Raw genomic sequence first — 18,660 nt, forward strand, 5'->3', positions numbered from 1 at the left:
CGCCAACCTACCTAATCAACCAGCCGTCAGTCGCCCAACCGCCAGGCGGCCAGCCAGCCGTCAGCCAGCCAGCCGTCAGCCAGCCAGCCAACCGCCAGCCAGTCAACCGCCAGCCAGCCAGCCAGCCAACCGCCAGCCTCACTGCCGAACACGCCACCCGCACCCACGACAAGATCCGGGAAGCTCACGGACCCCACCCGCGTTCCTGTCTGTCGTGGACGGTTCCTGGGCCTTGATGCGCAGCGCGATGCGAACGGCGGACGCGCCGACCGGGGTGCGACCCGGCACGTTCCGCCGGGTGCTGGGTTTCGCCCGCCCGCACCGGGCGAAACTGGTCGTGTTCCTGCTGCTCACGGTCGTGTCGGCGGTCCTGGCGGTGAGCACGCCCGTGCTCGCCGGCCAGGTGGTCGACGCGATCGTCGACGACCGCGACGCGTCGGTCGTGGTGTGGCTGGCGGTGGTGATCGCCGGCATCGCGATCGTGGACGCGGGCCTCGGGCTGGTCGAGCGGTGGCAGTCGGCGCGCATCGGGGAGGGGTTGATCTACGACCTGCGTCGCGCGGTGTTCGAGCACGTCCAGCGCATGCCGATCGCGTTCTTCACCCGCACCCGCACCGGCGCGCTGGTCAGCCGACTGAACAACGACGTGATCGGCGCTCAGCGGGCGTTCACCTCGACCCTGTCGGGCGTGGTCACCAACGTCATCCAGCTGGGCCTCTCACTCGGCGTGATGTTCACCCTTTCGTGGCAAGTCACGGCGTTGGCGCTGCTCCTGCTGCCCGTGTTCGTGCTGCCGGCGCGCCGCATGGGCACTCGGATGGCGGACCTCCAGCGCGAGGCCGCGACCCTCAACGCGGGCATGACCACCCAGATGACCGAGCGGTTCTCCGCCCCCGGCGCGACGCTCGTCAAGCTCTTCGGCCACCCCCGCGCCGAGGCCGCCGACTTCGCCGACCGGGCCGCCCGCGTCCGCGACATCGGCGTCCGCACCGCCATGGCCACCCGCTGGTTCATGACCGGCCTGACCCTGGTGTCCGCGCTCGCCCAGGCCCTCGTCTACGGCCTCGGCGGCTACCTCGCCCTGACCGGCCACCTCGCCGCCGGCACCGTGGTGTCGCTGGCCCTGCTCCTGACCCGCCTCTACACGCCGCTGACCGCCCTGGCCAACGCCCGGGTCGACGTGATGACCGCCCTGGTCTCCTTCGAGCGGGTCTTCGAGGTGCTCGACCTGCGGCCGATGATCACCGACAAGGACGACGCCCGCCCGGTGCCGGAGGGGCCCGTGCGCGTCGAGTTCGAGGACGTGCGCTTCGCCTACCCCTCGGCCGACAAGGTCTCCCTCGCCTCACTGGAAAACGTGTCCACATTGGACGCCCGTGGCGGCGAGGAAGTCTTGCACGGCATCAGCTTCACCGCCGAGCCGGGTCAGCTCGTCGCCCTGGTCGGGTCGTCCGGCGCGGGCAAGTCGACCATCGCCTCGCTCCTGCCCCGGCTCTACGACGTCGACTCCGGCGCCGTCCGCCTGGCGGGCGTGGACGTCCGCGACCTGTCCTCCGAATCGATCCGCCGAACCGTCGGCGTCGTCACCCAGGACGGCCACCTCTTCCACGACACCATCCGCGCCAACCTCTCCTACCCGCGCCCCGAGGCGACCGAGGAGGAGCTCCTGGACGCCCTGCGCCGCGCCCGCCTCGACCACCTCGTCGAATCCCTGCCCGACGGACTCGACACGATCGTGGGAGAACGCGGCTACCGCCTGTCCGGCGGCGAGCGCCAACGCCTCACCATCGCCCGACTGCTGCTCGCCCAACCGCGGATCGTGATCCTGGACGAAGCCACCGCCCACCTGGACTCCGAATCCGAAGCCGCCGTGCAGGTCGCGCTCACCGAGGCGCTCACCGGCCGCACCGCGCTCGTCATCGCCCACCGCCTGTCCACGATCCGCGCGGCTGACCAGATCCTGGTCGTCGAGGACGGGCGCATCGTCGAACGCGGCACCCACGCCGAACTCCTCAACGCCGAGGGGCGCTACGCCGACCTGTACCGCACGCAGTTCGACGAAGCGCCCACCCCGGCCTAGAGCCCGCTCAGGAACGACGCGGTCGTCGACACCGCCACCTTCGACGACCCGCCACCCACCACCAGCACGGCGAACGCCAGGTCACCCCGGTAACCGACGAACCACCCGTGAGCCTGCGCGCCGTCGCCGAACTGCGCCGTGCCGGTCTTGCCGCGCACGTCGCCGAACGCCGCCAGCTCCCGCGCCGTGCCGCTGGTCACGACCTCGCCCATCATCGAGCGCAACGCCGAGGTGATCCCGCCCGGCAACGCGGCGGGCGCCTGCCCCTCGGTCGGGATCTCGCGGATCAGCTGGGGCACCGGCGTGCGGCCGTTCGCCACGGTCGCCGCCACCAGCGCCATGCCGAACGGCGTGGCCAGCACGTCACCCTGCCCGATGCCGGCCTCGACGCGCTCCGGCACCGACTCGGCGGGCACGACCTTGCCCGTGTTCGTCGTGATGCCCGCGACGGTGAAGTCCGACATGAGCCCGAAGCGCGCGGCGGCGTCGGGCAGCGCGTTCGCCGGCAGATCGGCCGCCAGCCGGCTGAAGCTCGTGTTGCACGACGCCGCGAACGCCCGGTGCAGCGGCACGGTGCCGAGGTCGAACGAGTCGTCGTTGGTGATCTGCCGCGTGCCGATGGTGGCCTTCCCTGGGCACGCCACCGGCGTGTCCACCCGCACGGAACCGCCGGCCAGCGCCGCCGCCGCGGTCACCACCTTGAACGTCGAACCGGGCTCGAACCAGTTCTCCAGCGCGATCCGCCCGATCCCGTCGGCCGGGGCGTTCTGCGCCACCGCGAGGATCTCGCCGTTCTTCTGGAGCGCCACCACCGCCGCCGCCTGCCCGACCTGGTCGACCGCGGCCTGCGCGGCGGCCTGGACCCCCGGGTCCAGGGTGACCGTCATCGACTCGCTGACCTGCGCTTGCTGCTCCTGGAGCACCGACACCGGCGTGCCCGCCGCGTCGACCGCGGCGACCCGCCAGCCGGGCGTGCCGGTGAGCGGGCCCACGGTCTGCCGCACGGTGCCCATCACCAGCGGCGCGAAGTCCGCCGCCACGGGCGCGCCGGTGCGGTCGAGCAGCGCCCCGTCACCGGAGGTGGCCGAGTAGGCCAGGCCCTGACCCTCGGTGAGCTGCGGGTGGAGCAGCGAGGGGGACCAGTGCACGCGCCACTGGTCGTTTACCAGGCGCATCTCCACCTTCACCGGGTACGCGAACGGCGCGCCACCGGGCAGCGTCCACGTGACGTCCGCGTCGATCGTCGCCGTCGTCACACCGTCGGCGACGGCCGGCGCGGGACCGAGCCGGGCGCGGTAGGTCGCACCCGGCATGCCCTGCTGCGTCCTGGCGATCGCCGCGCCCGCGACCTCGACCGCGTCGGTCACCGAGGCCGCCTGCCCCGCCTGACCGGCCGCGATCGCGGTCACGAACTGCTGCGCCACCGCACTCGGCGGAACCCGTCGCTCCGGCTCGACCCCGACGGGCGCCGCCTCCGTGTCCGACCACAGCACCACCACGCCCGCCACGATCACCGCGATCGCGGCGGCGCTCCCACCTGCCAGAATCCAGCGCTTCGTGCTCTTGTCCACGTCGAACCCCCCTTACGAGTCGGAGGTTAACGCGAACGTGTGAAGGATTCGTGGACAACGGACTAGCCGAGCTGGGGCACCCGCGTCTGGTACTTCCGCAACAGGTCGGCGTTGGCCTGGTCGCCGCCCTCGACGTTCGCGCTGCGCCACAGCGGCAGGGACACGCCCGCTTCGGCCGCCTTGTCGAACAGGCGCACCATCAGCAGGTTCCACAGGAAGGTCGTGGCCAGCGTGGACACCGCGGCGATGACCGGGTTGTCGGCCGGGTAGGTCGCGTCACCCGGCGGGACGAGGTTGTCCAGCACCACGGTCGCGTTCTCCGCCAACGTCGTGCCCGCCCGGCGCGGAGCCGCGGCGCTCGCGGCCACCGACGTCACCGCCACGACCGGGCACCCGGCGTCCGCGGCGTGCATCGCCAACTCGACCGGGTAAGGGTTCACCCCGGAGGTGGAGAAGACGAACAACACGTCGTGAGGGGCGAGCCCCGACTCCCGCAGCACCTCGGCGGCCAACCCGGACCGCCGCTCGGCGGCCGTGCTGCTCACCGCGCCGTGCATCGGCAGCAGCTCGGGGTGGTAGATCGGGCGCACGCACGCCAGGCCGCCCGCCCGGTAGAAGGTCTCGGCGACCGCGGCCAGCGAGTGGCCCGCGCCCGCCGCGAGCACCAGGCCGTCCGCGCGGACGCCGGCCAGCACGAGTTCGGCCACGTCGTCCAGCGCGCTCGCGTTCTGCTGCTCCACCCTGGTCAGGTGGTTGCGCACGACGTCCCCGTAGTCGGATCCGGTCACGGTCTCGGTCGCCATGCGGTCGCCTCCAGTGGTCTACACCAAATGTTGCCCGCCAGTCCTACCGGATCGTCCCACCACCCGCCAAGGTGATTGACCACCGAACAACCCCGGTGTTCAATCGAACGAAATGGATGTCATCTGGAGGCACGAGGCGATCCTGGAGCGCCTGCGCGGGGGCGAACGGGTGGCCGTCGGGGCGCTGGCGGAGCTGGTCGGGGCGTCCGAGATGACCGTGCGGCGCGACCTGGACGTGCTCGAACGCGACGGGCTGGTGCGTCGCGTGCGCGGCGCGGCGGTCGGCATGCTGACAGGGGAGGAGATTCCCTACGCGGCGCGCTCGCGCCAGCGGCTGGACGCCAAGCGCCGCATCGCCGCCGCCGTCGCGAACCTCCTCGACGACGGTGAGACCGCCGTGCTCGACAGCGGCAGCACGGTGGTCGAGGTGGCGCGCGAACTCGTGGACCGCCGGCTGACCGTGCTGCCGCTGTCCCTGCACGCGGCCGACGTCCTGCGCCGCGCCGCCCACGTGCGGCTCGTCCTGCCGGGCGGCGACGTGCGACCGGGCGAACTCGCGTTCGTCGGCCCGCTGACCGAGCACGCCTTCCGGGTGATGCGCTTCGACACGATCGTGCTGAGCAGCTGCGGCCTGAACACCCGCAACGGCGTATCGGCCCACGACCTGGTCGAGGTCGCGGTGAAGCAGGCGGCGATCGAGGCGTCGGCGCGGGTGGTCGCGGCGGTCGACAGCTCGAAGTTCGGGCGCACCGCGTTCGGCCGGGTGTGCCCGGTGGAGTCGATCGACGTGCTGGTCACCGACGCGGGTGCGCCGGAGGACGAACTGGGCCGCCTGCGAGCCGCCGGGGTGGAAGTGCGCGTCGTCTGACGCGGGGTGGAGCCGTTCGGTGCTCGCGTGCGCCGAGCCGTTCGGTGCTCGCCTGTGCCGCCGAGGTCTGCCTCATCCGAGCAGCCGGGCACGCTTCGACCACGCCCACCAGATCCGCTCAACCACGCCCGCCAGGTCCGCCCGATGTCCCCTGGGTCGGCGCTCGCCGGACAGGGTTGTTCCAGGCTCGACGTCCCCAGACCCCGTCACTCGCGGGGTGGTGGGCTGGCTGTCGGGGCATCGGCGGCAGGGGCACCGAGGCGTGGGCGGTCCGCGGTGAGCCGGTGGTTGGGCCGGTAGCCGGTGGGTGATGGCTGGCGGCTGGGTCGGCGGGGGTGGCTGGCTTGGCTGGTGGTGTGCGGTCCGCGGTGAGCCGGTGGTCGGGCCGAGTCGGTGGTGGTCGGGTTGGTGGGTGGTCGCTCGCGCGGTTCCTCATGCTCAACCGATGAACGGGAACGCTGTTTCCGTACATTTCCCGGCGATGATCACCCGATGGTGTGAGCTACCGGCGAGCCGAGGCCGAGAGCCGGGATCAAGGTAGCCGATACCGCGGCTCCACGGGCGGCAAGGGCTTCTCCGGCAGGCCCTCGTGCGCCTTCGTCATGAGCTCGAACCACGTCCGCGCGGGCAGGGTCCCTCCGTAGATGTCGCCCTCCCCGCACAACCGCGGCGGCCCGGCGTTGACGCAGATGCCGCTCGGCGTGGTGCCGTCGTTGAAGACCTGCACCGCGCCCGCGTAGTCGGGCGTCGCCCCGATGAACGCCGCCGACTTGTACTCCTCCGTCGTCCCCGTCTTGCCCAGCGCGGGCCGCTTCCAGTTGTACTGCTTGGCCGCCGCCGCGGCGGTCCCGCGGTCCTGGTCGTCCTCGCTCAACCCGACCGCCAGCGCGTTCGCCAGCCCTTCCTCGACCACCTGCTCGCACGGCGGCTCCACGACCTCGACCTCCTGGCCGTTGCGGTCGAAGATCTTGCGGATCGGCGTGGGCCGGCACCACGTGCCCGCCGACGCGATGGTCGCCGCCACGTTCGCCAGCTCCAGCGTGCTCGTCGGCGCGGGTCCCAGCGTGAACGACGCGTTGCCCGCCGACTTGTAGAAGTCCGCCTGCGACACCTGGAGGTCCTTGCGGTCCGCCGACGGGTCCGGGGCGACGCCCGCGATGTTGGTCCCCATCGTCTCGCGCATCCCCAGCCGGGACGCCATGTCGACCACCGCGTCCAGCCCGACCTTCTCCTCCAGGATCACGAACGCCGTGTTCGGCGACGTCGCCAGCGCCTGCTTCAACGTCATCTGCGGCGGGTAGGAGTCGTCGTGGTTGGACAGGCAGTACCAGTACGTCGCCTGCTCACCGGTCGACGGGCACGACGGGGCGCCGCCGCGGAACACGCGTGACACGTACGAGTTGGGCGACGCGATCATCGTCTCGATGCCGATGCCCTTCTCCAGCGCGGCCGCCGCGGTGAACACCTTGTAGACCGACCCGGCGCCGAACTTGTTCTCCACCGCCGACGGCAGGTCGAACTGGGTCTGGAACTCCTCCTTCTTCAACCCGTAGTCGCGGCTGGCGACGAGCGCCACCACCTCGTGCCGCTCGCGACCCGGCTTCACCACCGCCGCCGTGTTGGCGATGCCCGGCGTCGTCTTCGGCACCTGCGCCTCGGCGGCCCGCTTGGCGTGCTGCGTGATCGTCCGGTCGAGGGTCGTCTCGATCCGGTAGCCGCCGCTCTTCAGCTCGTTCAGGTCGAACCCGTTGGCGGTCAGGTAGTTGACCACGTAGGAGCAGAAGAACCCGGTCTCCGGGCCCGCGCCGACGCACCCGGTCGGCAGCGGCCGCACCGGCGTGGCCAGGCCCAGCGGCTCCCGCTTCGCCGCCTCGGCCTGCTCGGGGGACAGCTTGTTGTTGGTGGCCATCAGGTCGATCACCATGTTGCGCCGCTCGGTCGCCTTGTCCGGCCGGGCCTCGGGGTCGAGGAACGTGGGGCTGTTGACCATCCCGGCGAGCATCGCGGCCTGCGGCACGGTCAGCGCGTCCGGCGTGGTGTTGAAGTACGCCTGCGACGCGGCGGCGATGCCGAAGATGGTGCCGCCGAACGGCACGACGTCCAGGTAGCGGGTGAGGATCTCGTCCTTGGTCAGCTGCGACTCGACGTGCATCGCGATCCGCGCCTCGCGCAGCTTGCGGGCGATGGTCTGCTCCTGCGCCTTCACCTGCCCGCCCTTGTCGTCGCGCTCCAGCACGTGCACGAGGTGGTTCTTCACGTACTGCTGCGTGATCGTGGACGCGCCCTGGGACACGGAGCCCTCGGACTGGTTGCGCATCGCGGCCCGGAGGGTGGCCAGCCAGTCGACCCCGTTGTGCTCGTAGAAGCGCCGGTCCTCGGTGGCGATCAGCGCGTCCTTCATGACCTGCGCGACCTGGTCCGGCGGCGTGAGCACCCGGTACTGGTCGTACAGGTAGGCGAACGGCAGGCCGTCCTTGTCGGTGATGGTCGTCATCAGCGGCGGCGGCGTGTCGATGAGCCGGACGGAGGTCAGCGCCACCTGGTCGCCCATGCGGTTGGACACCAGGCCCGCCGCGCCGACGACCGGCAGCGCGAGCCCGGCGAGCAGCAGACCGGCTATCAGGCACAGGCCGGCCAGTTTCGCGACGCAATCAGCCCTACGCATACGGTGGAGGTGGGCCGCGGCGGGGCTTGGAAAACTCCCCGGCCGCAGGTTCACACCATCGCGTTCCGTTGTTTGACCGATCGGTGTTCACTCATCGGTGGAATGCATTTACGCTGCGTCGCACCGCGTGGCCGCGGCGCTCGCCAGGTCCGCGGCGTGCTTCATCGCGGCGGCGTGCAGCGCGGTGAGCGACAACGCGTCAGCCTGCGCGGCCGGGTCGCCCGAGGTCGGTTCCAGACGGGTGTCCGCGGTTTCGTAGACCACGCACTCCGCGGCCGTGCTCAACCGCCGCGCGAGGAACGCCACCGCGCGCATCAGCCGCTCGGCCTCGTCGCGGGTGATCGGCACGACCCGGGGAGGCTCGTCCCCGACCGCGTGGAGCTCGGCCTTCCTGGCCCGGCAGGCCAGGGCGCGGTCCCACAGGCCCGCCGCCTCGTGCAGCGACTCGATGAACGGCTCCCAGTCGACCTTGGTCGTGCTCATGGTTCCTCACCTTCCGCGCGTCACCCGCGCAGTGAGTGCCCTCGTAGGTGTCACTTCATGCCCTTGCTTCTCCATCGGGTGGAAAAATGCGCGACTCTCCGACGCTGACGATCGCACCCGGTGCCAGGAAAGTGCGCTCCTGTCATTCGAAAGAGTGGTACCTCTTTTTTCATGTTGCAAAGACCTTGACCGGTGGTAGCCGATGCCCGCAGATGTCCTCCGACGCCGGGGAGCCGCGTCGGGGGCGCACGGAGTCGTGCTTCCCACGGGGAGGAATGTTCAATGGCCGCGCCGACGCAGACACGGCCCCGGACGTGGACGGCCCGCGTCACCGCGGCCGCGCTCGTGCTGGGATGCCTGGTGGCCCCGCACGCCCGGGTCACCGCGGCCCCGGCGGACGCCACCGCCGCGAGCACCCGGGCCACCGACGGGGGAGACCACGCCGCCGGGTCGCAGATCGCCCTGCACGAGCCGGGACGACCCGTGGACGCCGCGCAGCTGGGCGTCACCGGGCCCACCGTCCCCGGCATGGACGTGAGCAGCCACCAGGGCGACGTGGACTGGCCGCACTGGTGGGCGCAGGGCATGAGGTTCACCTACGTCAAGGCCACCGAGGGCACCGGCTACACCAACCCCTACTACGGGCAGCAGTACAACGGCTCCTACGACGTCGGCATGATCCGCGGGGCCTACCACTTCGCGCTGCCGGACCGGTCCGACGGCGTCGCGCAGGCCAACTACTTCGTCGACCACGGCGGCGGCTGGTCCGCCGACGGCCGCACCCTGCCAGGCACCTTGGACATCGAGTACAACCCGTACGGCGAGGACACCTGCTACGGCCTCTCCGCGGACGGGATGGTCACGTGGATCCGGCAGTTCAGCGAGACCTACCAGGGCCGCACCGGCCGCTGGCCGATGATCTACACCTCCACGCTGTGGTGGGACCGGTGCACCGGCCGCACGGGCGACTTCACCGCCACCAACCCCGTGTGGGTCGCCCGGTACGCGGACGAGATCGGGCCGCTGCCGCACTGCTGGGAGTCGCACTCGATCTGGCAGTACAGCTCCACGCCGATCGACCAGAACGCGTTCAACGGCACCATGGACGACCTCGTGGCGCTCGCCAGGGGCTGACCCGGTCCGTCTGAGAAGGGCGGCAGCCATGCACAACGACGAGTTCCGCGGCGCGTTCCACATCCGCTGGCGCGGCTACGACCGGCAGGAGGTGCGCGCCGAGCTGGCCAGGCTGCGGCAGGAGGTCGAGGTGCTCCGGGTGGACCGGGACGCCGCCCTCGCCACCGCCGACGACCTGACCCACGAGCTGGAGGAGGCGCGCAGCGAACTCGCCGAGTACCGGGTGCTGCACGCGGGCTACTCCAAGGACAACGCCGTCTCCGGTTGCATCCGCTACCTGATGCACGTGGCCCGGCAGAAGGCGGACGCCTTCGAGAGCGACGCGCGGGAGCGCAGCGAGCAGATGCTCCGGCAGGCCGAGGAGGTGGCGCGCAGGCAGGCGGTGCTGCTCGACGAGACCGAGCAGGAGACGCAGCGCCGCCTCGCCGAGGCCGAGCAACGCGCCCGCGAGATCGTCGCGGCGGCCGTGGCGAGGGCCGCGGGCGCGCCGGACGGGTGGCCCACGGACCTGCCCGGACCGCGGATCACCTCCGGTCCGCTGCCGGTCGTGCAGCCGGAGGCCGAACCACGCGGTCAGTGAGACGGCGGCTCGTGGCACGAGCCTTCGCCGGTCGTGCCGTCGACCCTGATCAGCACCTCGCCGGGCCGCAGGTCCCCGATCACGCACGCCCGGTCGCCCAGGTGGATGCCGTAGACGACGCCGGGCGGGGTGGGTTCGGTGAGGGGCGGGTCCATCGGCAGCGCGTACACCTCGTCCACGGCGCGGCCCGTGCCGGTCAACGCGCGGAGCGTGCTCTCCCGCGCGAAGTCGCCGCTGCCGCACAGCCGCTCCAGCACCGGACGCAGCTCCTCCGCCACGGCCACCGCCGCCGCGTGGGGTCCCGGGGGCAGGGGCGCGCGGTACTTCCACCGGTTGTTGTCCACGTGGTTGGGCGGCACGTCGGCCGGGATCCGCCTCGTGCCCGTCGCCGGCGGGGCCGTCGTCTCCGGGGCGACCTCGGCCACCTCGAACCGGGTCCGACAGGGACCGCTCGGCGGCACGGAGGTCGGCGCCGGGGACGTCGACGTCGTGGTGAAAGGGGCCGTGGTGAGCGGCACGGGCGGCAACGACGCCCCGGCCCCCTCCACGCGACCCGCGCAGCCCGTCGCCACCACACCCATCAGCACCACCGCGCCCGCGAGCGCCCCACCCCTGAGCAACGCCATGACCCGACCCTGGCACACCGCCCGCCCGCGCGGACCCGTTTCCACGAGGTCCCCGGGTTCACGGTTCCTCGGCTTCAGGGGTCCTCAGGCTCGGAGGTCCTCGGGCCGGTCCACGTCCGCGCCGTCGGCGACGTCCTCGCACGGCACCGCCACCGCGCCGCGCGCCCGCAGGTAGTCGCGCGCGCCCGCGTCACCGGTCGCCGCCGCCGACACGCCCGGCCAGTGGTCCGCGCCGATCAGCACGGGGTGCCCCGGCACGCCCGCGTAGGAGGCGCGCGCCAGCGCCGCGGGTGACGCGAGCGCCACGAACCGCCCGACGGCCGCCGCGGTGACGCCCGGCGTGTCCACCGGCAGCACCACCACCGCGTCCGCGCCGGCCAGCGCGGCCAGGCCGACGCGCAGCGAGGAGCCCATGCCGGTCGCCCAGTCGGGGTTGTCCACCACGACGCGGCCCACCAGCGGCACCTCGGCGCGCACGGTCGCCGCGGCCGCCCCGAGCACCACGACGACGGGCGAGCACCCGGCGTCGGCCAGCACCGACGCGGCGTGCTCGACCCAGCGCACGCCGCCGCGCGACACCAGCGCCTTCGGCCCGCCGAACCTGCGCCCGGCGCCCGCGGCGAGCACCAACCCCGCGACCCGCACGGGGTCAGACTAGGGCGCGGTGCCCCTTCAACTCGGCCCGGCCGGCCACCGACAGCTTGCGGTAGACCCTGGTCAGGTGCTGTTCGACCGTGCTCACGGTGATGTGCAGCCGCGTCGCGATCGCCCGGTTGCTGTGGCCCAACGCGGCGAGGGTGGCGACCCTGCGCTCCGAGTAGGTCAACTCCGTCATACGCGGGAACACGTGCGGGGGACCGGCAGCGGTTCAACCGTCAGCGCAGGTGCTCCAGGAGGAGCGACGTGAGCACCTCCGGCGCCTCCTCCGGCACCCAGTGCGACACGTCCTCCAGCATCTCGAACCGGTACGGGCCGGTGACCCAGTCGCCGGTGGCCAGCGCCGCGGTCGAGCCGAACGCCACGTCCTCGGTGCTCCACACGTACATCGTCGGCGTCGACACCTTCCCGGCCTTCCCGCCGGGCCGGCCCGCGCGGTACCAGTTCAGCGCCGCGGTCAGCGCGCCCGGCTCGGACAGCCGCCGCACGTACTCGTCCACCCGGCTCGGCGGCACCCGCCACTCGAAGAACCGCCGCAGCGCCGCGCCGTCGTCGGCCAGCATCCGCTTCTCCGTGCCGCTGTTGCGCCACTCGGTCATGTACCCGGAGCGCAGGTTCTGGTCCTCGTCGGTGCGCAGCGCCTCGGCGAACGCGCCGGGGTGCGGCGTGGACACCACGGCGAGCTTGCGCACCCGCTCGGGGTGCTCGGCCGCGGTCCACCACGCGACCGAGCCGCCCCAGTCGTGTCCGACCAGGTCGAACGCCGACCAGCCGAACGAGCCCGCCACCGCCAGCACGTCCCCGACCAGCGCGTCGACCCCGTAGTCGGCGGCGCGCTCGGGCCGCACGCCGGGCGAGTAGCCGCGCTGGTCGAACGCCACCGCCCGGAAGCCCGCGCGGCCGAGCACCGCGACCTGGTGCTCCCACGCGACGGCCGCCTCCGGGAAGCCGTGCAGGAACAACACGGGGCGGCCGTCCTCCGGGCCCGCCGCGATCGCGTCGAAGACACCCTCGTCCGTCGGCACACCGATCTGCTCGATCACTGGAACCAGACCCCATCCCTCACCCGGTCACCCGCTGCGCGGACATTCTGGCCCGGGGCACCGACGGCGACGCCTGCCCGGGGTGTGAGCCGAACCGGCGCCCGGGCTGCGGCACCCGGCCGCGCGGCGGTTGCTCACGATGAACCAACGCGGCTGGCGCTGGTCCGTTCGGCTCATATCCTGCCTCGGACGGGTGCTCTTCCCTCCGGGTGGTCCCGGATCGTGGTCAGCTTTTGCGGATCCCGTATCAGGAGCCGTGCTGCGCGCTCCTCATCAGTGAGCCGGGTGGGCCGGGAGGCAGAGCAGCGTGAGGAGGTCGCCGGATGGTGCATCACGCATCCGTGCGAGCTGACGTCGAGTTCGGGACCGGCGCGGCGGCGCCCGGCCGACCCGGGGTCCGGCTGGTGGCGGGCGGCGCCCCGGACCGGGGCACCGCGCGGTGGCTCGCCGAGGCCGAGCTGTCCGACCTGGTGGACGCCGCCCTGCTGGGCGACCAGCGCGCGGTCGAGCAGCTGCTCAAGCGCATCCAGCCGCTGGTGCTGCGGTACTGCCGGGCGCGCGTGGGCACGCGCGAGCGCACCCTCGTCTCGGCCGACGACATCGCCCAGGAGGTGTGCCTGGCGGTCGTCTCGGCGCTGGGCAAGTACCAGTACGAGCCCGGGTCGTTCCTGGCGTTCGTCTACGGCATCGCCGCGCACAAGGTCGCCGACGCCCGAAGACGCGCCGTGCGCAGCCGGTCCGAGGTCGTGCCCGAGCTGCCCGACACGCCCGCCCTGGAGGACGGGCCCGAGCAGCGGGCCATGAACGGCGAGATGATCGGCCACGTCACCGAGCTGCTGCGCAGGCTGCCCGACCGGCAGCGGGAGATCCTGGTGCTGCGCGTCGCGGTGGGCCTGTCGGCCGAGGAGACCGCGGCGGCCGTCGGCTCCACGCCGGGCGCGGTCCGCGTCGCCCAGCACCGGGCGCTCGCCCGGATGCGCGAGATGTTCGCCGCCGCTGTCGACGGTTGATCGGCCTGGCATCGTGGGGGGATGGCACCGCCGTCGCCCACCGCACCCCAGTTCGACGTGCTGCTGTCCGGGACTGTGTTCCTGGACATCATCTTCACCGGCCTGCCCCGGCCGCCCGCGCCGGGCACCGAGGTGTGGGCCGAGGGCCTGGGCTCGTGCCCGGGTGGCATCGCGAACCTCGCCGTGGCCCTGAGCAGGCTCGGGCTGCGCACGGCGCTGTCGGCCGCGTTCGGCGAGGACGCCTACGGCGACTTCTGCTGGGAGGTGCTGGCCGACCAGGAGGGCGTCGACCTGTCCTACTGCCGCCGGTTCTACGGCTGGCACTCCCCGGTCACCGTGTCCATGGCCATGGACCACGACCGATCCATGGTGACCCACGGCCACCGCGCGCCCGTGTCCGGTGACGAGCTGCTCGACCCGCCGCCGTGCACCAGGGCGTGCTTCGTGCACATCGGGCCGGAGGACGAGCGGTGGGTGTCGCTGGCCAAGGAGCGGGGCGCGCTGCTGTTCGCCGACATCGGGTGGGACCGGACCGAGGCGTGGGCGCCCGACCTGCTGCGGCGGCTGGACGGCTACGACGTGTTCCTGCCCAACGAGGTCGAGGCCCGGCACTACACGCGGTGCGACACGGCGCGGGACGCCGCGGTCGCGCTGGCCGAGCACGTGCCCGTGGTGGTGGTGACCAGGGGCGGCGGGGGAGCGGTCGCGGTCGACTCGGCCACCGGCGAGGTCGTGGAGGTGCCCGGCCTGAACGTGGCCGCGCTCGACTCCACCGGGGCGGGCGACGTGTTCGGCGCCGGGTTCGTGGCGGGGACGCTGTCCGGGTGGCCGCTGGCGCACCGGGTGCGGTTCGCGAACCTGTGCGCGGCGCTGTCGGTGCAGCACTTCGGCGGGTCGCTGTCGGCGCCGGGGTGGGTGGACATCGCGACCTGGTGGCGGACCGTGTCCCGGCGCCTGGACGACGACCTGGGGCAGTACGGGTTCCTGGAGGACGTGCTGCCGAGGCAGGCGCGCACGGAGATGCGGCGGGCGAGCGCCACGATCCGGCTGAACACCCGCTGATCACCCGATCGTGATCTTGCCGTGGCTCGAACACCTGTTCGATGATGAGACCCGTGCCCGACGGCCACTCCCGCTTCCGGGCGGGTGAGGTTGATCACCCCGTTGCGCCTGGCGGCCTCGGCCTTCCGGCCCAACGGGGTTTCACCAGGAGCTACAGGGGGCAGGAGTAAGTTCGACAGCTGTCGTCGAGATCGCTTTCGAACTTCCTGCTCGCCGGTGAGCAACCTGCGGCGGTCGTCGTGCGACTTACTCGGTGGGGGTTTCCCGCGGGGCTTCGGAAGGGGTTGCAGGTTCAGTGTTCGCCGCGCGCGCGACAGGTCTGGTCAAGTTGGTGGGGTTGTGCCTCATGGCGGGCGTGCTCGTCGCGGCGGTGCTCTTCCCCGTGGTCGGTGGTCTCGGTCTGGCCTCCAACCGCGCCGCGGACACCGTGGACCAGACCTCCGGTGAGCTGACCAAGGCGGAGCTGCCGCTGGTCTCGACCGTGCTGGACATGCACGGCCAGCCCATCGCGTACCTGTACGACCAGTACCGGATCCCGGTGCCGTCCGACCAGATCTCCGACACGATGAAGGCCGCGATCATCGCGATCGAGGACAAGCGGTTCTTCGAGCACAAGGGCGTCGACTGGCAGGGCATCGCCCGCGCCGCCGCCAAGGCGGGCGTCGACGGCGGGGCCTCGCAGGGCGCCTCGACGCTCACCCAGCAGTACGTGAAGAACTACCTGGCGTTCGTCGTCGGCAAGGGCTCGGAGGAGGCGTACGAGAAGGCCACCGAGGTGACCTTGGGCCGCAAGATCAGCGAGGCCCGCATCGCCACCCAGCTCGAGCAGAAGATGACCAAGGACGAGATCCTCACCGCGTACCTGAACGTCGTCCCCTTCGGCAACCAGACCTACGGCGTCGGCGCGGCGGCCCGCGCCTACTTCGACACCACGCCCGCCGAGCTGACCGTGCCGCAGGCCGCGATGCTCGCCGGCCTGGTCAACGAGCCGAGCCGGCTGAACCCGGGCGCCGACGTGGACGCCGCGATCAAGCGCCGCAACACCGTGATCGACAAGATGCGCGAGAACGGCGCGTTCGGCTCGGACCCGAAGGTCGCCGAGGAGAAGGCCAACGAGTACAAGGCCGCCGACATCGGCGTGGTGCCCGACCTGAAGCTGCTGCCCAACGGGTGCGTCGGCGCCGGCGACGGCCCGATCTACGGCTTCTTCTGCCGCTACCTGATCGACTACCTGGAGGAGGCCGGCCTGCCGCTGGACGACGTCCTCCGCGGCGGCTACACGATCACCACCACCATGGACCCGGAGGCCACCAGGGCCGCCAAGCAGTCCGCGATGAACCAGGTCCCGAAGACCCAGCCGGGCATCGCCAACGCGATGGCCGTCGTCGAGCCGGGCGCGGACAAGCACCGGGTGCGCGCGCTGGCCGCCAACCGCGACTTCGGCAACAACGCCGAGGCCGGGCAGAGCGCCTACTCGATCCCCGCCGAGGTGACCAAGTTCGGCGCGGGCTCCATCTACAAGGTGTTCACCGCCGCGGCCGCGCTGGAGAAGGGCGTCGCCCGCATCGACCAGCAGATCGACGTCCCCAAGACCTACACCTCGTCGATCTACAAGGACGGCAACAAGGGGTACACGGTCAAGAACGACGGCGACTACGGCGGCAAGATGACCTTGACCGACGCGCTCGCGAAGTCGCCGAACACCGCGTTCATCATCCTGGAGGAGAAGGCGGGCCTGAACAACGTCGTGGACATGGCGTACCGGCTGGGGCTGCGCGAGTCCATGCAGGGCGTGAACCAGGAGGGCATCCCGCTCAAGGCCGACGGCTCCAACGGCCCGTCGCAGGGCGACGTCTACAAGCGGGACAACAGCGGCTCGTTCACCCTCGGCGCCGGCCCGACCAGCGTCCTGGAGCTGGCCAACGTCGCGGCCACCATCATGAGCGCCGGCAAGTGGTGCCCGCCGACCCCGGTGGAGAAGATCGTCGACCGCAACGGCCAGCCGGTGCAGCTCAAGGAGGTGCCCTGCGAGCAGGCGGTCGAGCCCGGCGTGGCGAACGCCCTGGCCAACGGCATGTCCGCGGACACCAAGGGCGGCGGCACGGCGGCCCAGGCGGCGGGCAACGCCGGCTGGACCCGGCCGATGATCGGCAAGACGGGCACCACCGAGCACCACATGTCGGTCGCGTTCATGGGGGCGACCCCGCAGTACGCGGGCGCGGTGATGACCTACGCCGACGGCTCGACCCCGCAGGCGATCTGCGCCGGCAACCCGCCCTACCTGTGCGGCCGGGTCAACTCCGGCGGTGTCTACGGTGGCCAGGTGGCCGCGCCCACGTGGTTCAACGCGATGAACGTCATCCACCAGAACAAGCCCCCGCAGCCCCTGCCGCCGGTGGAACCGCGCTACCGGTAGGGCTCTGACCAGGGCGTTCGTCGGGGACCCACCGCGACGCCCGCGGCATCCGCCACCTCCGCGGCCGCCACCCCCGTCGGCGGCGACCCGCCCCGGCTCCGCTCGGGCTCGATGAACCCGGGCCGGGGACCGCGAGCCGGACCGGGAGCCCCCGGCGGCCCCGCTGAGCCAACGGCCGAACCCGGCCGACCTGTGATCCGCCCCTGGCGGCGGTCAGGTCGGCCAGGTTCGGCCGTTTTTGCTTGATCGAAACAGGGATTCGATGTGGCGCTCGTCACGCCGTCTCGGCAGGTCGGTCGCCTCTAGAGGGCCTCGACGGGGCCGCCGGCGGGCCTGGTCCGTCACTCGCTCCGCACCCCGCCGCAGGGCGTGGACCAGCAGGTTTGTAACGACCAGATGCGGAACTTTCGGGTATCTGAACACGGTGAGTGATAATCAGTGTGTTAACTGACCAAAAACCCGCAGCACTCACCCGAAGGCTTGCCCTTCCTGGCTACCACGGGTTACTTTTCCGGCCGCACATCACGGTTCGGTCACCAGATGGACACGGCGTCGCTCCCCGAAAGCGGCACCGCCTGGATCCCCCGCCAGGTGTCCCGACCGGGCTCCCCGATGCAGGAAGGCACAACCTTGGCACGGCATTCGATCGCCAGTGGTCGCCGCGCGTTCAGCGCGTCCCCGAGGGCCACCGGCACGCGTGGTTGTCACCGCGCTGAGTGCGAGAAAGCTCCCGTCAGCGGTCGGGTCGCGGCCATCGTGGTCGCGGCGGGCACGCTCGTCACGAGCGTCGGCGCGGCCAGCGGCGGCCTCGGCTCCGGTGACAGCGGCATCCTCCCCGTCGCCGCGGGCGCCGACTTCGCGGCGGCCCTCGCGGCCAACACGACCACGGCCCCGCGTGGTGCCGCGGTCCGCACCGTGCACGCCGTCGAGCCCGGCCTGGAGGCCGCGAAGCTCATGCGGTCGGAGGGGCTCCTCGCCCGTCAGCACGTCAACCAGGCCATCAAGCACGCCTCGGACGGCTACAACGCGCGCCAGGCCGAGCTGAAGCGCCAGCAGGAGGCCGAGCAGGCGGCCGAGCAGGCGCGCATCGCAGCCGAGGAGGCCCAGAAGGCCCAGCAGGCCGAGCAGGCGCGCGTCGCGGCCGAGGAAGCGGCGGTGAAGGCGGCGGCACAGCGCCCGAAGGCGGTCAAGCCGGCCGAGGGCACCTTCACCTCGGGCTACGGCGCGCGGTGGGGCACGACGCACTACGGCGTCGACATCGCCAACGCCATCGGCACCCCGATCCTGTCCGCCATGGACGGCGTGATCGTCGAAGCCGGCCCGGCCTCGGGCTTCGGCCTGTGGGTCCGCGTCCAGCACGGCGACGGCACGATCACCGTCTACGGGCACGTCAACGAGATCCTCGTGTCCCAGGGCCAGCAGGTCCAGGCGGGCCAGCAGATCGCCACCATGGGCAACCGCGGCCAGTCCACCGGTCCTCACCTGCACTTCGAGGTCTGGATCGGCGGCTCGCAGAAGATCGACCCGATCGGCTGGCTGGGCGAGCGCGGCATCAACCTCTGACCCCGGCCCGATCCGCCCTGCCACTCCCGCTCGGACGAGCGAGTGGCAGGGCGGACGGCTGTGCAGGGCAGGGCGGACGGCTGTGCAGGGCAGGGCGGA

The 18,660-nt window shown here is 72.2% G+C and carries 16 protein-coding genes and 1 pseudogene; 8 read left to right on the forward strand and 9 right to left on the reverse strand.

All coding sequences use genetic code 11. The annotated features are described in order from the left end of the window. Positions 1-26: 26 nt before the first annotated feature. Positions 27-188 carry a hypothetical protein gene (locus ACFV4N_RS25505; RefSeq protein WP_499675116.1) on the reverse strand — a complete coding sequence of 54 codons (162 nt, stop codon included), beginning with the start codon at positions 186-188 and terminating at the stop codon, positions 27-29. Positions 189-214: 26 nt separating this feature from the next. Between ACFV4N_RS25505 and ACFV4N_RS25510 the strand changes: the two genes are divergently transcribed. Next, on the forward strand, positions 215-2,080 hold the full coding sequence (locus ACFV4N_RS25510) for an ABC transporter ATP-binding protein (RefSeq protein ID WP_499675117.1): 1,866 nt from the start codon (positions 215-217) through the stop codon (positions 2,078-2,080). Here the strand turns inward: ACFV4N_RS25510 and ACFV4N_RS25515 are convergent. Together ACFV4N_RS25515 and ACFV4N_RS25520 are read right to left on the reverse strand one after the other, a co-directional pair. Next, positions 2,077-3,651: a penicillin-binding transpeptidase domain-containing protein gene (locus tag ACFV4N_RS25515; protein WP_499675118.1), complete on the reverse strand. Its 1,575-nt coding sequence runs from the start codon at positions 3,649-3,651 to the stop codon at positions 2,077-2,079. The two genes, ACFV4N_RS25510 and ACFV4N_RS25515, sit on opposite strands and share 4 nt — an antisense overlap. A 62-nt stretch (positions 3,652-3,713) precedes the next feature. After that, complete coding sequence (locus ACFV4N_RS25520) at positions 3,714-4,454, reverse strand: SIS domain-containing protein (protein ID WP_499675119.1); 741 nt, start codon at positions 4,452-4,454, stop codon at positions 3,714-3,716. A gap of 112 nt (positions 4,455-4,566) precedes the next feature. Here ACFV4N_RS25520 and ACFV4N_RS25525 point away from each other — a divergent pair, with 112 nt between their 5' ends. Continuing rightward, complete coding sequence (locus ACFV4N_RS25525) at positions 4,567-5,322, forward strand: DeoR/GlpR family DNA-binding transcription regulator (protein ID WP_499675120.1); 756 nt, start codon at positions 4,567-4,569, stop codon at positions 5,320-5,322. 532 nt (positions 5,323-5,854) lie between these two features. Here the strand turns inward: ACFV4N_RS25525 and ACFV4N_RS25530 are convergent. Together ACFV4N_RS25530 and ACFV4N_RS25535 are read right to left on the reverse strand one after the other, a co-directional pair. After that, positions 5,855-7,987, reverse strand: coding sequence for a transglycosylase domain-containing protein (locus ACFV4N_RS25530; protein WP_499675121.1), 2,133 nt, complete (start codon positions 7,985-7,987; stop codon positions 5,855-5,857). Positions 7,988-8,095: 108 nt separating this feature from the next. Further along, entirely contained in the window at positions 8,096-8,470 is a 375-nt protein-coding gene (locus ACFV4N_RS25535) for a hypothetical protein (protein ID WP_499675122.1), read from the reverse strand. Between the two features lie 282 nt (positions 8,471-8,752). Here ACFV4N_RS25535 and ACFV4N_RS25540 point away from each other — a divergent pair, with 282 nt between their 5' ends. Further along, positions 8,753-9,604, forward strand: coding sequence for a lysozyme (locus tag ACFV4N_RS25540; protein WP_499675123.1), 852 nt, complete (start codon positions 8,753-8,755; stop codon positions 9,602-9,604). 28 nt (positions 9,605-9,632) lie between these two features. Further along, positions 9,633-10,184, forward strand: coding sequence for a DivIVA domain-containing protein (locus ACFV4N_RS25545; protein ID WP_499675124.1), 552 nt, complete (start codon positions 9,633-9,635; stop codon positions 10,182-10,184). On the opposite strand, the gene ACFV4N_RS25550 is transcribed toward ACFV4N_RS25545, so the two are convergent. From ACFV4N_RS25550 to ACFV4N_RS25565, 4 genes and pseudogenes are all read right to left on the reverse strand, one after another. Continuing rightward, complete coding sequence (locus tag ACFV4N_RS25550; RefSeq protein WP_499675125.1) at positions 10,178-10,810, reverse strand: hypothetical protein; 633 nt, start codon at positions 10,808-10,810, stop codon at positions 10,178-10,180. The two genes, ACFV4N_RS25545 and ACFV4N_RS25550, sit on opposite strands and share 7 nt — an antisense overlap. Before the next feature lie 84 nt (positions 10,811-10,894). Beyond that, positions 10,895-11,455: a nucleotidyltransferase family protein gene (locus ACFV4N_RS25555; RefSeq protein ID WP_499675126.1), complete on the reverse strand. Its 561-nt coding sequence runs from the start codon at positions 11,453-11,455 to the stop codon at positions 10,895-10,897. Between the two features lie 4 nt (positions 11,456-11,459). Further along, positions 11,460-11,636: pseudogene (locus tag ACFV4N_RS25560) on the reverse strand (response regulator transcription factor); the annotation flags it as partial. A gap of 49 nt (positions 11,637-11,685) precedes the next feature. Continuing rightward, positions 11,686-12,510 carry an alpha/beta fold hydrolase gene (locus tag ACFV4N_RS25565; RefSeq protein WP_499675127.1) on the reverse strand — a complete coding sequence of 275 codons (825 nt, stop codon included), beginning with the start codon at positions 12,508-12,510 and terminating at the stop codon, positions 11,686-11,688. Between the two features lie 323 nt (positions 12,511-12,833). Between ACFV4N_RS25565 and shbA the strand changes: the two genes are divergently transcribed. The 4 genes from shbA (at position 12,834) to ACFV4N_RS25585 (ending at position 18,561) form a co-directional block, all read left to right on the forward strand. Then, entirely contained in the window at positions 12,834-13,520 is a 687-nt protein-coding gene (shbA, locus tag ACFV4N_RS25570; protein WP_499675128.1) for an RNA polymerase sigma factor ShbA, read from the forward strand. A gap of 21 nt (positions 13,521-13,541) precedes the next feature. Continuing rightward, a complete protein-coding gene (locus ACFV4N_RS25575) occupies positions 13,542-14,582 on the forward strand; it encodes a carbohydrate kinase family protein (protein WP_499675129.1) in 1,041 nt (346 codons plus the stop codon). Between the two features lie 331 nt (positions 14,583-14,913). Further along, positions 14,914-16,998, forward strand: coding sequence for a transglycosylase domain-containing protein (locus ACFV4N_RS25580; RefSeq protein ID WP_499675130.1), 2,085 nt, complete (start codon positions 14,914-14,916; stop codon positions 16,996-16,998). Between the two features lie 756 nt (positions 16,999-17,754). After that, positions 17,755-18,561, forward strand: coding sequence for a M23 family metallopeptidase (locus ACFV4N_RS25585; RefSeq protein WP_499675131.1), 807 nt, complete (start codon positions 17,755-17,757; stop codon positions 18,559-18,561). Positions 18,562-18,660: the final 99 nt, after the last annotated feature.

The organism is Actinosynnema sp. NPDC059797 (assembly GCF_042732085.1).
Classification (GTDB): Bacteria; Actinomycetota; Actinomycetes; order Mycobacteriales; family Pseudonocardiaceae; genus Actinosynnema.

Excerpts from the sequence above, each read along its gene's own strand:
- shbA (WP_499675128.1), top strand. The coding sequence starts at position 12,834 with ATGGTGCATCACGCATCCGTGCGAGCTGACGTCGAGTTCGGGACCGGC.
- ACFV4N_RS25575 (WP_499675129.1), top strand. The coding sequence starts at position 13,542 with ATGGCACCGCCGTCGCCCACCGCACCCCAGTTCGACGTGCTGCTGTCC.
- ACFV4N_RS25545 (WP_499675124.1), top strand. The coding sequence starts at position 9,633 with ATGCACAACGACGAGTTCCGCGGCGCGTTCCACATCCGCTGGCGCGGC.
- ACFV4N_RS25520 (WP_499675119.1), bottom strand. The coding sequence starts at position 4,454 with ATGGCGACCGAGACCGTGACCGGATCCGACTACGGGGACGTCGTGCGC.
- ACFV4N_RS25535 (WP_499675122.1), bottom strand. The coding sequence starts at position 8,470 with ATGAGCACGACCAAGGTCGACTGGGAGCCGTTCATCGAGTCGCTGCAC.
- ACFV4N_RS25540 (WP_499675123.1), top strand. The coding sequence starts at position 8,753 with ATGGCCGCGCCGACGCAGACACGGCCCCGGACGTGGACGGCCCGCGTC.
- ACFV4N_RS25525 (WP_499675120.1), top strand. The coding sequence starts at position 4,567 with ATGGATGTCATCTGGAGGCACGAGGCGATCCTGGAGCGCCTGCGCGGG.
- ACFV4N_RS25530 (WP_499675121.1), bottom strand. The coding sequence starts at position 7,987 with ATGCGTAGGGCTGATTGCGTCGCGAAACTGGCCGGCCTGTGCCTGATA.
- ACFV4N_RS25550 (WP_499675125.1), bottom strand. The coding sequence starts at position 10,810 with ATGGCGTTGCTCAGGGGTGGGGCGCTCGCGGGCGCGGTGGTGCTGATG.